We start from the raw sequence: 13,728 nt of genomic DNA on the forward strand, positions 1-13,728 counted from the left end.
CTAGACGTTCACCCTGATGCCGAACAGCAGCCCTCCTCAAGCAGGTGGCGACAGGCTCGTCGGGGAGGTTTTGCACACCGGGAAGGCAGATCGACGCCCGGCCGCGGCAGCGACAAAACCCGGAGGATCGGCTCAATCTCCCATTACGGTGGTAGCCATAGGAGCTTCAGCGGGCGGGCTGGATGCGATGGCGCGGCTGCTTGATGCGATGCCGGCCGATACCGGGATGGCGTTCCTGCTGGTTCAGCATCTCGATCCCCACCACCCCAGTCAGCTAGCCGAACTGCTCTCGACCCACACCGACATGCCCATCGTCGAGGCTACCGAAGGCATGGGTATGGAGCCAGACGCGATCTACATTTGCCCTCCGGGCCATTTTCTGGCGATCCGCTTCGGCGTGCTTCATCTGACGCGCCCGCTGACGGGCGACCACGCACGCATGCCGATCGATTTCCTGATCCGGTCGCTGGCCGAGGAATGCGGCGCGCGGTCGGTCGCGGTCATCCTTTCAGGCACCGGCACTGACGGTAGCAACGCGCTGGGCTCGCTGCACGCAAGCGGCGGTCATATCATTGTGCAAGACCCGGACGAGGCTGAGCACGACGGGATGCCGCGCAGTGCGGTGCAGACCGGGCTCGCCCATGCGGTGGTTCCGCTCGCGCAGATCCCCGCGCGGCTGGCGGCTATCGGTCAGCAGAAAGCGGCTGCGGCTGCATCCCGCACGATGCGGCCCGAAGACTATAATGCGACCGACATCCAAACCATCATCGCACTGCTGCAAGAGAAGGTCGGGCAGGACTTCAGTGCCTACAAGCGCGGCACGCTGGAGCGGCGCATTCACCGCCGGATGGGCCTACGCGGCCTGCCCGCGGGCGCATTGGCGCGGTATCATGACGAGCTGAGCCGCAATCAGGCAGAATGCCTCGCTTTGGCCGAAGATTTGCTGATCAATGTCACCAGCTTCTTTCGCGATCCTACGGTGTTCGAGCTGCTGGAACGCGAGGTGATCCCCGATCTGCTCGACAATCTCGCTGCCAATCAGGCGCTGCGGATTTGGGTGGCAGGTTGCAGCACCGGCGAAGAAGCCTACTCGCTGGCGATCATCATGCGCGACGCCATCCTTGCCGCGCGGCGCGATATCAAGCTGCAAGTGTTCGCGTCTGACATTGATGCCCAAGCCATCGCAGTCGCGCGCGAGGGGCTCTATTCGCGCTCCATCAAGGATGAAGTGCCTGCCGAACGATTGGCCCGCTACTTCGTCGAGGAGGATGGCGGCTACCGCGTCACGCAGGCCTTGCGCGGATCGGTGGTGTTTACTGTGCAGGATGTGCTGAACGACCCGCCGTTTTCGCGGATGGATCTGGTATCCTGCCGCAACCTGCTGATTTATTTCAAGCCCGACGCGCAGGCCAAGGTGATTGGCCTGTTCCATTTCGCCTTGCGCGAAAATGGCGTGCTGATGTTAGGCATGGCCGAGACGCCAGGCAATGTCTCGGAACGGTTTGCGGTACTGCACAAGGCCGAGCGGATCTATCGCCACATCGCGCGAAGCAAGCCGGGCGAGCCGGGCTTTCCGCTCAGCTTTGTCGAAAACATTCCCCGGCTGACCGGCCACGAGAGCAAGGCACAGCTGACCCGGCAGGCGGCGCTCGCAAAACTCTGCCGCGATACCGTGCTGGACAATTTTGCACCGGCCAGCCTGCTGATCAATGCCCAGCGCCACTGCATCTATTCGGTTGGCGCCGTGAGCCGTTATCTGCGCCTTGCCTCCGGCCCGCCGACGCTCGATCTGCTGGCGCTGGCACCGGAGGAGCTACGCGGCACCTTGCGCTTTGCGATCTCGCGCGCGGATCGTGAGCGGCCGCTCATTTCGACTGGCCTGTGCGAAGCCACCGCCGACGGCGCGGCGGTGTTCTTCACCATCATGGTGCGCTTTGTCGAAAGCGATGGTGAGCCGCTGCATCTGGTCAGCTTCATTGAACAGGCGCCGCAGACTGCGTCCGTCGCTCTGCCACCCCAGCACGATAATGAAGGGCAGATGCGCGCACTCGAGCGGCAGCTTGAAGTCGCCCATGCTGACCTGCTGTCGGCGATCCAGAGCCGCGATACGCTGGTGCTCGAACAGAAGGCGATCAATGACGAAGCCCTCTCGGTCAACGAGGAGTTTCAGTCCACCAATGAAGAGCTGCTGACATCCAAGGAGGAACTGCAATCGCTGAACGAGGAGCTGATCGCGCTCAACAGCCAGCTTCAGGAAACCCTCGACCGGCAACGGATCGCGTCGGACGATTTGCAGAACATCCTCTACAGCACCAATGTCGCAACGCTGTTCCTTGATCAGAAACTGCGCATTCGGTTTTTCACGCCGGCCACCAAGTCCTTCTTCAGCGTCATCCCCGGCGATATCGGCCGTCCGCTGGCAGACCTGCAATCGCTGGCCGATGACGATGATCTGTTGGCCGACGCCCGGATCGTCCTGCTCCAGCACACAACGATAGACCGTGAAATCGGCGGGCCGGGCGGAACATGGTTCGTGCGCCGCATCTTCCCCTACCGCACGCATGATGACCGGGTTGAGGGCGTGGTTATCACCTTTATCGACATCACCGAACGTCGCCGGACGGCAGCCGCGCTGGACGAGGCGCGGCGCGCGGCGGAACAGTCCAACCGCGGCAAATCGCGGTTCCTGGCGGTGGCAAGCCATGACCTTCGCCAGCCGCTGCAATCGCTGTCGCTGATTCAGGACATGCTGCGCCAAAGCGTTGATGATCCCAAGGCACAGGAACAGATCGCGCGGTTTGGCCTGCTGCTGGATGCAATGACGGGGATGCTGAATTCCCTGCTCGATATCAACCAGATCGAATCGGGCGTGCTCGAAGTGAGCACTGCGTCCTTTACCCTTGCCGACCTGTTCGAACGCTTGCGCGAAGAGTTCGCGCCATTGGCCGCAGCACAAGCCCTCGAGTTGCGCGTGATACCAAGCACCGCCGCCGTGCTGAGCGATGCGCGCCTGCTGGAAGCGATGCTGCGCAATCTGCTGGCAAATGCCATCAAATACACGCCGCCCGGCGGGCGCATTTTGCTGGGGTGCCGCCATCCCGGCGCGATGAAGCGGATCGAGGTGTGGGATACCGGGATCGGGATTACGGCGGACCAGCTCGGCCCGATCTTCGATGAGTTCTACCAGGTCGATAACCCTGCATGGGCAAACGGGCGCGGGTTCGGACTGGGTCTGACGATTGTGCGGGAACTCGGTTTGCTGCTCGGCCATGCTGTCGCGGTGCAATCACGTCCGGACAAGGGCTCGGTGTTTGCGGTGACCATTCCGCATGCGGCCACGGGCGAGCACAAGGCGCAGCCGGTGGCTAAGCTTGCACAGTCCGGCCCGACAACCGGATGCACCATTGCGCTGGTGGAGGACGATGCCGGTGTGCGTGAGACGCTGGAAACGCTGCTGACCGAGGCTGGTCATACCGTAATCTCCGCCAGAGACGGGCCCGCCGCACTGGCGCTGGCCAGCGAAGGCGCGATCCTGCCTGATCTGGTGTTGACCGACTACAACCTGCCCGGCGGCATGAACGGCGTCGTCGTGCTGAACAACTTGCGGGCCATGTTCAAGCAGCATCTTCCCGGGATTGTGCTGACCGGCGATATCTCAAAAGATGCCTTGGCCGAGATCGAGCTGGCCGATTGTCTGCTGCTGAACAAGCCGGTCACCGCCGCCAAGCTGCATGCCGCGATCCGCAAGGTGACGCCGGATGGACGCGCCGATAATACCCCCGTCACATCCTGCCCGACAAGGTTGATCTGCATTCTTGAAGACAACCCGGACATGCGCAAAACGATGCTGAGCGTGCTCGGACATGAAAACTGGCAGGTCACCACCTATCCGAGCGCCGAAGCGTTTCTTGAGGCCGACACCGCTGGCACCGACCGGTGTCTGATCGTCGACACCAACCTGCCAGGCATGAGCGGGATCGCTCTGATCGAAATGCTGCGCAAGGCAGGTGACGACTTGCCCGCCGTGCTCATCACCGGCACCGGGGACATTGCCATGGCGGTGCAGGCCATGCGCTCGGGGGCGAGCGATTTCATCGAGCGGCCCGTCAGTCGCCGAGAATTGATCGACAGCATCGAACGCGCCGTCGCTGGTGCGTCCTCAGGGCGCAACAGGGACGCAGCGGGCGATGCCATTGCCCAGAAACTGACCACCCTGACGGCGCGGCAAAAGGACGTTCTCGACATGGTCATGGCAGGCGACCCGAGCAAGAATATCGCCGCAGATCTCGGGATTTCGCAGCGCACCGTTGAAAGCCACCGTGCGCAGATCATGCACAAGCTGGGCGTGCGCACGATCCCCGACCTTGTCCGTGCGGTGCTTTTGGTCACGCCCGCCTAATCCCGATCGCGCGTGGCTGCCGCAGGCGGAATGTTCCCGACTGCGTAGTTTCCGAGTCTGAACATTAGTTAGGAATGGTTCCATTCCGGCATTCGTCCGAGGGCTTAAGGTAGCAACTCGGCGCAATGACAGGGGCTTATGCCGTGGAAAACCAATTCCTGATGCGATTGTGCAGATTGGCGCCTCTGGAGGCAGCCGATCAAACCGCGTTTAGGCGCCTCATCCGCAAGTCCATTACTGTCGAGGCACGGGGAGTCGTGTGCCGCGCGGGCGAACCGGTGGAGTTTTTCCCCGCTGTGCTGGAGGGTTGGGCAGCGAGATGTCAGCTTCTATCGAACGGGCAACGCCAGATTACCGGCCTGTTGCTTCCGGGCGATTTTGCTTACTCGAGCCGGCACGTAACGCCCTTTGCGAGTGAGGAAATCGTCGCCCTGTCCGCGTGCCGGATTGCCCTAATTTCTCGCCGCGACTTGCACGACCTCATGGTGGAGCGACCCGGGATTGCCAACGCCATGCAGGTCTATGCGGCTGTCGAATATGCCATTGCGAGCGTATGGCTTGTCAGCCTTGGCAGGCGCAATGCCATCGCACGGCTCGCCCATCTGTTATGTGAACTGCAACACAGGATGCTTCAGGTCGAACAGCACAAGCCCAACTCCTTCTCCCTGCCGCTCACACAAAGCGATCTTGCCGATGCGCTCGGCCTTACGCCTGTGCACGTAAACCGGAAACTTCAACGGTTACGGCAGGACCGTCTGATCACGCTGAAGTCACAGAGCATCGAAATCCTCGATCTGCCGTTCCTGAAAGCCAGCGCCTCTTTTGATCCCGGCTATCTCGATCACGCACCCGCAGTCGCGCGGCAGCATGCCTTGAACTGACACGCAGCCGTCTCCCTTTCGAGCCTGCGTAGATTCCGAGGCTGAGCAAGCCGTGAGAATGCGTCCAATGGTTTATCTCGACCCCGACTAGAGCGTCTGGACGGAAGGTCAGTCCCTGATGCCCGTCCGGACGCTCGCTCTTTGGTAAAGGTGAGTCATGTTCAAATTGGCATTAGGAATTGTTTCGGCAGGATTGCTGGCGGGTTGTGTCACCGGGCCTCAAGATCCCGACTATCGCTCCGACTGGTCGCGCTATGACTATGACCGGCCCGATCCCGCTTACGGAAATTACTATGCGGACCGCTACCACCGCGACGATACCCGCCGCTATCGCGAACGCGCACTCAAGCGCAACGAGCGCGTCTATCGCGGACAGGACGGACGCTATTACTGCCGCCGCTCCGACGGCACGACCGGGTTGATCGTCGGCGCGGTCGCTGGCGGCGCACTGGGCAATGTCATCGCACCCGGCGGTTCGGAACTGGTCGGCACGATCCTCGGTGCGATCGGCGGTGGCGTGGCTGGCCGTGCGATCGACCGCGGCCGCGATGTCCGCTGCCGCTAGGCAGATCAGCACCGGCAGCAGCGCAAACAGGGAGGGGATCAGTGCTTTACAAAGTCATCGCGATCCTCGTCCTGCTGTGGCTGGCCGGGCTGGCCACTTTCATCATGCTGGGCGGCCTGATTCACCTGCTGTTGATCATCGCGCTCTTCATTTTTGTCGTGGAATTCATGACCGCAAAGAGTGCGTGACGCGGCTCGCATCAGAATTCCAGATCAATCGTGAAGCAAGGAATTCACTATGACACCGCTGGTTAGCCTAATCATCACCTTGGTCGTTGTTGGGGTCATTCTTTACCTCATCAACAATTATCTACCGATGGACGGCAAGATTAAAAGCATTCTCAACATTGTCGTGGTGATTGCAGTCATTCTTTGGCTCGTGAGAACCTTCGGACTTCTGTGATAACTTACTAATACTGATGCAGAACTCTTCTGCGACCATTCAAGGAGACGTAACATGGGTGAATTCAAGGACAAGGCCAAGGGCGCCGCCAACGAAGCGATCGGCAAGACCAAGGCCGCCGCTGGCCGTGCGACCGACAACCCCGAACTGGTCGCCAAGGGCATGGCCCAGCAAGCCAAGGGCAAGGCCCAAAATGTCGCCGGCTCGGTCAAGGGCGCGCTTGGCGACAAGATCTGATCTGCCTGCCTTTCCCCGCCCGTAACTCGGCGGCAGAACCAAGGAACAACCTGATGTCCAATACCCTCACCGACACTATGACCGGCCACTTCCAGGACAGCGTCGATACCGCTGCTGATGCCTTGAAAGCCGCTGCCTCCGGCACCCATGAGTTCACCGAGGAAGCCAGCGCAGTGCTTGCCACGGCGAGCACCGAGATCACCAAGCTGGCTGAAAGCCTGCGCGCCCATGCGGTCGATGCCGCCAAGGACGCCGCGCATTATGCCAAGCACGAGGTGGAGGCCCATCCGCTGGCATCGCTGGCAGCAGCGCTGACCGCAGTGGTTGCGGTGATGGGCATGATGGCAGTCAGCCGCAAGAGCAAGCACGCCGCACAATAAGGCGCGCGGCATTGGCTGCGCGCTTCACCCACCCTTTCGGGACAGGAGACCTTCATGTCCGAAACATCGCACGACATATCAACGCTGAACGATCTGATCGCCACGACGTATGACAGCATAAATGGCTACACCGAAGCTGCCGAGAACTCGGACAACCAACGCTTCATCGCCATGTTCACCGCCCGTTCGGTTGAGCGTGAGGCCGCGGCCAGAACACTGTGCACCGAAGTGATCCGGCTGGGCGGCAAGCCGGATGACAATGGCACTGTGCTGGGCGGAGCGCACAGGATGTTCATGAACCTCAAATCCGTCGTCACCGGGCGGGATGAAAAGGCGATTATCGCTGAGGTTGAAGAGGGCGAAGACCACATCAAGGCCAAGTTCGAAGACGCAATCGCGGACTCTAATATCTCCCCGCAGGTGATGCATACGATCCGCGAATGCTTTGTCTCGATCAAGCAGGGCCATGACGAGATGCGCGACCTGAAGCATTCGATGACGTGACGTTTCTGCCGTGCGCCAGATGGCGGCTTGTCCGGCACCCCGCGCACGGCACTGATGGCTTATTGCTGCGTCCGCGAACCTGGCACTAGCGGGCGCAGCAATAGGTTTACGCAGCCCGTTACGCCGACGCCGGAAGGCAAACCCCATGAAACGCCTGAAATTGGCCTTTGCAGCCGTTGCCTCCCTGATCATCGTGCTGTGGCTCGCCAGCGTCGAACTGCCTCTTCTAGCAGGCGGCTTCTGGGCGGTTCGGGGCTTGCTTGTGCCCCTGACCGGCATTCTGGCTATCACCTTCATGGCTGTGGCCGTTTTGCTGGCGGCAAGGCCGGTGCAGGTCGAAGCGGCTCTGGGCGGACTCGACAAATTCTACCGCCTCCACAAATGGCTGGGCATCGCGGCGGTCAGCATGGCGGTGCTGCACTGGCTGGTGGAAAAGGCGCCGAAATGGCTCGTCGAACTGGGGTGGCTTGCGCCGCGAGTGCGCGTCGCCGGGGCGGACGCTGGCGCCGGGGAGCGGCCTTTCGCCGAATACAGGGATCTGGCCGCAGACCTCGGTGAGTGGGCGTTCTACCTGCTGCTGGTGCTGGCCGCGCTCGCGTTGTGGCGGCGGTTTCCTTACCACCTCTTCTTCAAGACCCACCGCCTGATGGCGCCCATGTTTCTGGTGCTGACGTTCCACGCCGCCGTGCTGACTCCGGCCAGCTACTGGAGCGCCCCGATCGGATGGCTGATAATGACCGTGCTCGCTGCCGCAGCGGTTGCCGCCGGCCTGTCGATCTTCGGGAGGATCGGCAAATCGCACCGGTTTGCGGGCGAAGTCACCGATTTCCATGTCCATGCAGGCAACAGCGTTCTGGATGTGGGTGTGAAATTGACGACGGCGTGGCCAGGTCATGCCGCCGGACAATTCGCCTTCCTGACCTTCACAGGTGACGGGCAGGCCCATCCTTTCACCATTTCATCCGGCTGGGCCAATACGGGCCGCCTTGCCTTCAGCATCAAGGGGCTCGGCGATTACACCCGGCGCCTGCCGACGACCATCGCGGTCGGCGAAGCGATCACAATTGAAGGGCCTTACGGCCGCTTTGACTTTGAGCCCGTCCGAGGGGCGCAGCTCTGGATCGCTGGCGGGGTCGGCATCACTCCCTTCATCGCGCGGATGGAGGCGCTCACCATGTCCGGCCATCTGGCGGACGTTGACCTGATCTACTCGACAGCCGCGCCCGATGACGGTTTCATCGCCGAGGTCCGCAACTCAGCCGCTGCCTCGGGTGTGCGTCTGCACCTTGTCGACACGGGCCGGGACGGATTTGTCGATCTAGAAAAGATCGAAGGCTGGGTCCCGGAGTGGCGCAAGGCCGACGTCTGGTTTTGCGGCCCGGCGATATTCGGCGATGCTCTGCATAAGGCCATGCGCACGGACGGCCTGCCTGCGCACCGCTTTCACCGCGAATTGTTCCAGATGCGATGACGGCTGAAATCCTGGCAGGCCCCGCTTCGGTTCCATCGGCATCATCCGAGCCGGTCCCTCCGCCCCTTGTCGGCCCACAGACTTCGGCGGCGGCAATCCCTCAGGCCAAGGTCAGTCCGCTGGCCAAAAGCCTGCTGGGCCACAAATGGCTGGTCGCCTTGGCCGTTCTCGGCCTGCTGCTCGCCGGTTACTTTGGCTACCGGTATTTGAACGGCACAGCGGTTCCGGTCGAGCTGGTGCAGCGCGCCGACCTGCTGAAGACGGTGGTCGCCAGTGGGCACATCGAATCCCCCTATCGGGTCGAAATTGCCAGTCAGATTACTGGCACCGTGGTCTCGGTCGCTGTGCGCGAAGGCGAAGTGGTGCGGCGGGGGCAGCCGCTGATCTTGCTGCGGTCGGACGAATTGCAGAACATCGCTGCTCAGGCCCGAGCTGCCGAGGCGCAAGCCAGTGCGCGGGTCCGGCAAGTGAGCGAGCTGTCCTTGCCGCAAGCGCTGGAGGCGGAGCGTTCCGCGCAGGCCAGCCTCCTTGGCACGCAGCAGATCTACGACCGCACATCCGCCCTCTTGCCGAAGGGCTTCGTGACTCGCGCCTATTTCGACGAGGTCACCCGTAACCGCGATATTGCGCGCACGCAGGTGGTGGTGGCGCAGACGCAGATTCGCAGCGCCCGCGCCGGCGGGAGCGGGCTGGCCGCAGCCACCGCCGACTTGCAGCAAGCCCGAGCAAGCTCGGCGGCGGCGCAATCACGGCTCGGCGATGCCACGATCGCTGCGCCACGCGACGGCGTGCTCATCAGCCGCTCGGTCGAACGCGGGGCCGTGGTCGTACCCGGAGCGACCTTGATGCTGCTCTCGCCCGGTGGCGACATGCAGATCGTGCTGCAAATCGACGAGCGCAATCTTAGCCGGATCGCCATCGGGCAGACGGCGCGTGTCTCAGCCGATGCCTATCCGCAAGCGCACTTCGCCGCGAAAGTGGCTTACATCAATCCGGGCATCGACATTGCCCGCGCCTCGGCGACCGTGAAGCTGACCGTCACCGACCCGCCCGCCTATCTGCGCCAGAATATGACGGTGTCGGTCGACATCGAAACGGCCCGCCGCGCCGATGTTCTGTCGCTTCCGGGCAGCGCCGTGCGCGATGCGCTGACGCCTGCGCCGTGGGTGATGGTGATCGAGAACGGACGCGCCGTGCGCCGTCCGGTGCGGCTGGGGTTGCAGGGCGACCAGCGGATCGAAATCCTGAGCGGCGTTGCCAAGGGCGCGCAGGTGATCCCGGCAACATCGGAGATTGCAGTAGGTGACCGGGTGCGAGCGGCTGCGCGATGAACAATGCCGTGCCGTTCGAATGGATCGCAGCGGTCCGATTCTTGCGCGAAGGGCGCTTGCAGACCGCCTTCATCATTCTGGGCATCACCATCGGCGTTGCGGTGATCGTGTTCATGTCGGCGCTGCTGTCGGGCTTGCAGGTCAACTTCCTTGACCGGGTGCTGACATCCTCGGCCCAGATCCAGCTGCTGCCGCTCGATCAGGTCGCCCGGCCGCTGTTTGCATCGGATGACGTGATCGAGGACGCGACCGTGCAGCGTCCCACGCAAAGGATCGTGTCGATCAACCAATGGCAAAAGGTGCGAGACCGGGTGGCGCAAATGCCAGGTGTGTTGAACGCTGCCCCGACCATGCTGGGTTCTGCGCTGGTCACGCGCGGCGATGCGAGCCGCGCGGTCAGAGTGTCCGGGGTTGAACCCGAGAGCTATTTCCCAATCATCCGCATCCCTGACTTTCTGACCGAGGGTAAAGCGACCCTTGCCAATGACGAGATCATTCTCGGCACCGATCTCGCCACCAATCTCGGCGCCAGTCTGGGCGATACCGTAAATGTCCGGGCGGCTTCGGGCAATTCGGTCATATTGCGCATCACCGGGCTGTTCGATCTGGGTAACAAGGCTGCGAACGAAAGCGTCAGCTATGTCGCGCTACGCACAGCGCAATCGCTGCTGGGGCAGGCAGGCGCGGTCACCACGATCGAGGTCAAGATCGCCGATGTCTATGCCGCCGAGCGGCTAGCGCAGCAGATTGCCGCCGCCAATCCGGTCAAAGCCGAAAGCTGGATCGCCACCAATGCGCAGTTCTTCACCGCAATCCGGGCGCAGCAATCGTCCAACACGCTGATCCGAGCGTTCGTCGGTCTGTCGGTCGCCTTCGGGATTGCGGCAGTGCTGGTTGTCTCGGTGATCCAGCGGTCGAAGGACATCGGCATCCTGCGCGCGATGGGGACGACGCGCGGGCAGATCCTGCGGATTTTCCTCATTCAAGGCGGCTTGCTTGGCTTGGCGGGCGCGATCATCGGCTGCCTGGTCGGGGCGGGTGGTCTCATCTGGTATCACAGTCTGATCCGTCAGGCCGATGGTAGCGAGCTGTTTCCGCTGCTGCTAGAGCGTCAGATGTTCATCGTGACGCTGGGCCTTGCCACCATCACGGGTCTGCTGTCCGCCACCGCGCCGGCCCTGCGCGCGGCCAAGCTTGATCCGGTCGACGCCATCCGTGGATAGACCTGCTGCCGACACGCCGATCGTGCATCTTGAGGGGATCCGTCGTTCCTACAATATCGGGCTGCCGTCCGAGATCGAGATCCTGCACGGCATCGACCTTGATCTGCATCGCGGCGAGTTTCTGGCGCTGATGGGGGCTTCGGGGTCGGGCAAGAGCACCTTGCTCAACATCATCGGCCTGCTCGACCGGCCGACGGCGGGGCACGTGTTCATCAATGGGATCGACACCGCGAGCCTTGATGATTCTGCCATTACCCGCCTGCGCGGCCATGCCATCGGCTTCGTGTTTCAGGAGCACCACCTGATCTCCGCCTTCACGGCGCTGGAGAATGTCATGATGCCGATGATCGTCGATCGTAATGGCGGCAGTGATGCGATCAGAGCGCGCGCACTGGGCCTGCTGGCGAAGATGGGCCTCGCGCATGTCGGCGACAATATGTCCTCGAACATGTCCGGCGGCGAGCAGCAGCGGGTGGCGATCGCGCGGGCGCTGGCGATGCAGGCCAGCCTTATCCTCGCCGACGAGCCCACCGGCAACCTCGACAGCCAGTCGGCCGATAATGTGTTCGACTTCATGCGCCAGCTGAACCGCGACGAAGGCACCTGCTTCCTGATCGTCACCCACAATCTCGAACTCGCCCAGAAGTGCGACCGGATCATCACTATGGCCGACGGGGCGATCACGCCAGCCTGACCCGCGCCATTGCCCCGCAATCCCCTGTCGGTTCAGCCATGCTTGTCGGCGGCGGGATGGGGCTGCACTGACCAATCGGCCGGCGGATCATCATCATCACCGGCGGCTATGGCTTGGGTCGCCTGCACCTTTGCGGGCTTGTGATGGGCCGGGGCGTAGATCGTATAGAGCTGCATGGGGCTGCTGCCGGTATTGGCAATATTGTGCCAGGTTCCCGCTGGCACGAGAACGCACCAGCCATCAGACACGTCGCGATCGAGGGTCAAGTGATCCGCCGATGGACCCATCCGCATCCGGCCTTGGCCCGCTTCGATCCGGAGGAACTGATCAGTCTCGGGGTGGGCCTCAAGGCCAATATCGCCGCCGACCGGGATCGCCATCAGGGTGACCTGAAGATACCGCCCGCTCCACGCGACCGTGCGATAATCCGGATTGGCAATGGTCGCGCGCTCAATATCGAACGCTTGGGGCGCTGGTCCAATGTCTTTGATCGTCGGTTCAGCGCGTTCCATGATGCGTCTCCTAGAGCGGGCAAATGCTGCGTGCGCTTCTATAGACGTCAGGAAATACTGGTGCGCCCGGATGGCTTAATCGTACCTTTCGGCGCCTATGGAAAGCATCGGGAATTACTGACGCTATTTCGCGGGACCAGCCATCCCCGAGTGGGGCGGAAGATAGGGAAACTGAAATAATCCACCGAGATCCGCGGCAAGTCGGCAAATTCTCCCGATTCTAGCAATGCCGAGGAAATGAACGGGAAGTTCCCGCTCATAGGAGCAAAACCCGGACACAAATCGACCGCCCCAGACGTCCGCATTTGGGCACGGCTACGGTGTGATTACGGTGCCGAACCGGGCGCGCGTTGCTTACCGTCCGCTTCGAGGCATCCAAATCGGCAGCTTCTGTCAGAAGGGGACATTCAATGCGGTGATCGTAAACGACCGGGTCTGGGTCGGCAACCGCCGCCCCCCCCCACGCGTGCTACGAATGGCGGCTATCGTGAATTCGTTACCCAAGAGCTGCCGTTCCGCAACCGACCCCATTGCCGTCGCGTGAAACATGCACGCTCTCTAGAAACTTTAATTGCGAAACCTGATTTAAAATAGAGCATTTTTTGGGGAGCGTCCCAGTATGCCCTATGAAAAGATATTATTTCAACGTCTACAATGACGACATAACCTTCGATGACGAAGGGGCGTTGTTAGCGGACGATCATGCTGCACGAGCACATGCAGTAAAAGCGGTTCGCTCACTCGCTTCAGAAACGGTTTTGCTCGGTCATTTTACCGGAAGTGACCGCGTGGAGTTCGTGGATGCCGACCAAAATATAATCGGCCAAGTTCGATTTGATGAGGCAATTGTTTTAAAAGCCTAGGCGTATGGCGTTTCGGTTTTGCATCTATTCCCCATGCGTTTCGAGCAAATCCGGCGTCCATTTTCCACCCAGTTCCAGCCATGAGTGACGACCCGGCTCGATCCCGAAAGCTGCCCTCGGGGGAGCGGCTGTTTGGTCAGCGTGCCTTTGGCCGGGCCTTATGTCGATGCCTGGGTGAGGCCAACGAGATGATCTGCCCCCTTCTGAGTGGCCCAATTTCTATTTTAGAATAGGTCATGAAGGAGGAATGGGATGGCGAGGAATCA

At 61.7% G+C, this 13,728-nt stretch carries 14 protein-coding genes; 13 read left to right on the plus strand and 1 reads right to left on the minus strand.

Features of this window, described 5'->3' with window-relative positions; translation table 11 throughout:
- The first annotated feature begins 16 nt into the window (after positions 1 to 16).
- The 12 genes from GRI59_RS15060 to GRI59_RS15110 all read left to right on the plus strand — a co-directional run bounded on the left by GRI59_RS15060 (position 17) and on the right by GRI59_RS15110 (position 12,087).
- Positions 17 to 4,399: a chemotaxis protein CheB gene (locus GRI59_RS15060; RefSeq protein WP_160762077.1), complete on the plus strand. Its 4,383-nt coding sequence runs from the start codon at positions 17 to 19 to the stop codon at positions 4,397 to 4,399.
- Positions 4,400 to 4,542: 143 nt separating this feature from the next.
- Positions 4,543 to 5,280 carry a helix-turn-helix domain-containing protein gene (locus GRI59_RS15065; protein WP_160762078.1) on the plus strand — a complete coding sequence of 246 codons (738 nt, stop codon included), beginning with the start codon at positions 4,543 to 4,545 and terminating at the stop codon, positions 5,278 to 5,280.
- 157 nt (positions 5,281 to 5,437) lie between these two features.
- Positions 5,438 to 5,845 (plus strand): glycine zipper 2TM domain-containing protein, encoded by a 408-nt coding sequence (locus GRI59_RS15070; protein WP_183363776.1) that lies wholly within the window; start codon positions 5,438 to 5,440, stop codon positions 5,843 to 5,845.
- Between the two features lie 41 nt (positions 5,846 to 5,886).
- On the plus strand, positions 5,887 to 6,033 hold the full coding sequence (locus tag GRI59_RS15965) for a lmo0937 family membrane protein (RefSeq protein ID WP_160762079.1): 147 nt from the start codon (positions 5,887 to 5,889) through the stop codon (positions 6,031 to 6,033).
- Positions 6,034 to 6,082: 49 nt separating this feature from the next.
- Positions 6,083 to 6,247 (plus strand): Thivi_2564 family membrane protein, encoded by a 165-nt coding sequence (locus tag GRI59_RS15695; protein WP_183363777.1) that lies wholly within the window; start codon positions 6,083 to 6,085, stop codon positions 6,245 to 6,247.
- A gap of 54 nt (positions 6,248 to 6,301) precedes the next feature.
- Positions 6,302 to 6,484: a CsbD family protein gene (locus GRI59_RS15080; RefSeq protein WP_160762080.1), complete on the plus strand. Its 183-nt coding sequence runs from the start codon at positions 6,302 to 6,304 to the stop codon at positions 6,482 to 6,484.
- A gap of 53 nt (positions 6,485 to 6,537) precedes the next feature.
- Complete coding sequence (locus tag GRI59_RS15085; RefSeq protein ID WP_160762081.1) at positions 6,538 to 6,864, plus strand: hypothetical protein; 327 nt, start codon at positions 6,538 to 6,540, stop codon at positions 6,862 to 6,864.
- 54 nt (positions 6,865 to 6,918) lie between these two features.
- The gene (locus tag GRI59_RS15090; protein WP_160762082.1) at positions 6,919 to 7,368 is read left to right on the plus strand and encodes a ferritin-like domain-containing protein; all 450 of its coding nucleotides are present in this window, start codon (positions 6,919 to 6,921) and stop codon (positions 7,366 to 7,368) included.
- Between the two features lie 145 nt (positions 7,369 to 7,513).
- A complete protein-coding gene (locus GRI59_RS15095) occupies positions 7,514 to 8,839 on the plus strand; it encodes a ferredoxin reductase family protein (protein ID WP_160762083.1) in 1,326 nt (441 codons plus the stop codon).
- Complete coding sequence (locus GRI59_RS15100) at positions 8,836 to 10,170, plus strand: efflux RND transporter periplasmic adaptor subunit (protein WP_160762084.1); 1,335 nt, start codon at positions 8,836 to 8,838, stop codon at positions 10,168 to 10,170. The genes GRI59_RS15095 and GRI59_RS15100 overlap by 4 nt, the downstream gene beginning before the upstream one ends.
- On the plus strand, positions 10,167 to 11,393 hold the full coding sequence (locus GRI59_RS15105; RefSeq protein ID WP_160762085.1) for an ABC transporter permease: 1,227 nt from the start codon (positions 10,167 to 10,169) through the stop codon (positions 11,391 to 11,393). Before GRI59_RS15100 ends, GRI59_RS15105 begins: the two co-directional genes overlap by 4 nt.
- The gene (locus tag GRI59_RS15110) at positions 11,386 to 12,087 is read left to right on the plus strand and encodes an ATP-binding cassette domain-containing protein (RefSeq protein WP_160762086.1); all 702 of its coding nucleotides are present in this window, start codon (positions 11,386 to 11,388) and stop codon (positions 12,085 to 12,087) included. Before GRI59_RS15105 ends, GRI59_RS15110 begins: the two co-directional genes overlap by 8 nt.
- Before the next feature lie 32 nt (positions 12,088 to 12,119).
- Here GRI59_RS15110 and GRI59_RS15115 read toward each other — a convergent pair whose 3' ends face one another.
- A complete protein-coding gene (locus GRI59_RS15115; RefSeq protein WP_160762087.1) occupies positions 12,120 to 12,599 on the minus strand; it encodes a cupin domain-containing protein in 480 nt (159 codons plus the stop codon).
- A gap of 626 nt (positions 12,600 to 13,225) precedes the next feature.
- Between GRI59_RS15115 and GRI59_RS15120 the strand changes: the two genes are divergently transcribed.
- Positions 13,226 to 13,462 (plus strand): DUF6894 family protein, encoded by a 237-nt coding sequence (locus GRI59_RS15120; protein WP_160762088.1) that lies wholly within the window; start codon positions 13,226 to 13,228, stop codon positions 13,460 to 13,462.
- Positions 13,463 to 13,728 lie beyond the last annotated feature (266 nt).

Source organism: Erythrobacter ramosus, assembly GCF_009828055.1.
In the GTDB taxonomy this organism is placed as follows: domain Bacteria; phylum Pseudomonadota; class Alphaproteobacteria; order Sphingomonadales; family Sphingomonadaceae; genus Erythrobacter; species Erythrobacter ramosus.

What these genes read in the sequence shown, in the direction of transcription:
- GRI59_RS15060 (WP_160762077.1), top strand. Translation starts at nt 17, where the DNA reads ATGCCGAACAGCAGCCCTCCTCAAGCAGGTGGCGACAGGCTCGTCGGG.
- GRI59_RS15070 (WP_183363776.1), top strand. Translation starts at nt 5,438, where the DNA reads ATGTTCAAATTGGCATTAGGAATTGTTTCGGCAGGATTGCTGGCGGGT.
- GRI59_RS15695 (WP_183363777.1), top strand. Translation starts at nt 6,083, where the DNA reads ATGACACCGCTGGTTAGCCTAATCATCACCTTGGTCGTTGTTGGGGTC.
- GRI59_RS15080 (WP_160762080.1), top strand. Translation starts at nt 6,302, where the DNA reads ATGGGTGAATTCAAGGACAAGGCCAAGGGCGCCGCCAACGAAGCGATC.
- GRI59_RS15085 (WP_160762081.1), top strand. Translation starts at nt 6,538, where the DNA reads ATGTCCAATACCCTCACCGACACTATGACCGGCCACTTCCAGGACAGC.
- GRI59_RS15090 (WP_160762082.1), top strand. Translation starts at nt 6,919, where the DNA reads ATGTCCGAAACATCGCACGACATATCAACGCTGAACGATCTGATCGCC.
- GRI59_RS15095 (WP_160762083.1), top strand. Translation starts at nt 7,514, where the DNA reads ATGAAACGCCTGAAATTGGCCTTTGCAGCCGTTGCCTCCCTGATCATC.
- GRI59_RS15100 (WP_160762084.1), top strand. Translation starts at nt 8,836, where the DNA reads ATGACGGCTGAAATCCTGGCAGGCCCCGCTTCGGTTCCATCGGCATCA.
- GRI59_RS15105 (WP_160762085.1), top strand. Translation starts at nt 10,167, where the DNA reads ATGAACAATGCCGTGCCGTTCGAATGGATCGCAGCGGTCCGATTCTTG.
- GRI59_RS15115 (WP_160762087.1), bottom strand. Translation starts at nt 12,599, where the DNA reads ATGGAACGCGCTGAACCGACGATCAAAGACATTGGACCAGCGCCCCAA.
- GRI59_RS15120 (WP_160762088.1), top strand. Translation starts at nt 13,226, where the DNA reads ATGAAAAGATATTATTTCAACGTCTACAATGACGACATAACCTTCGAT.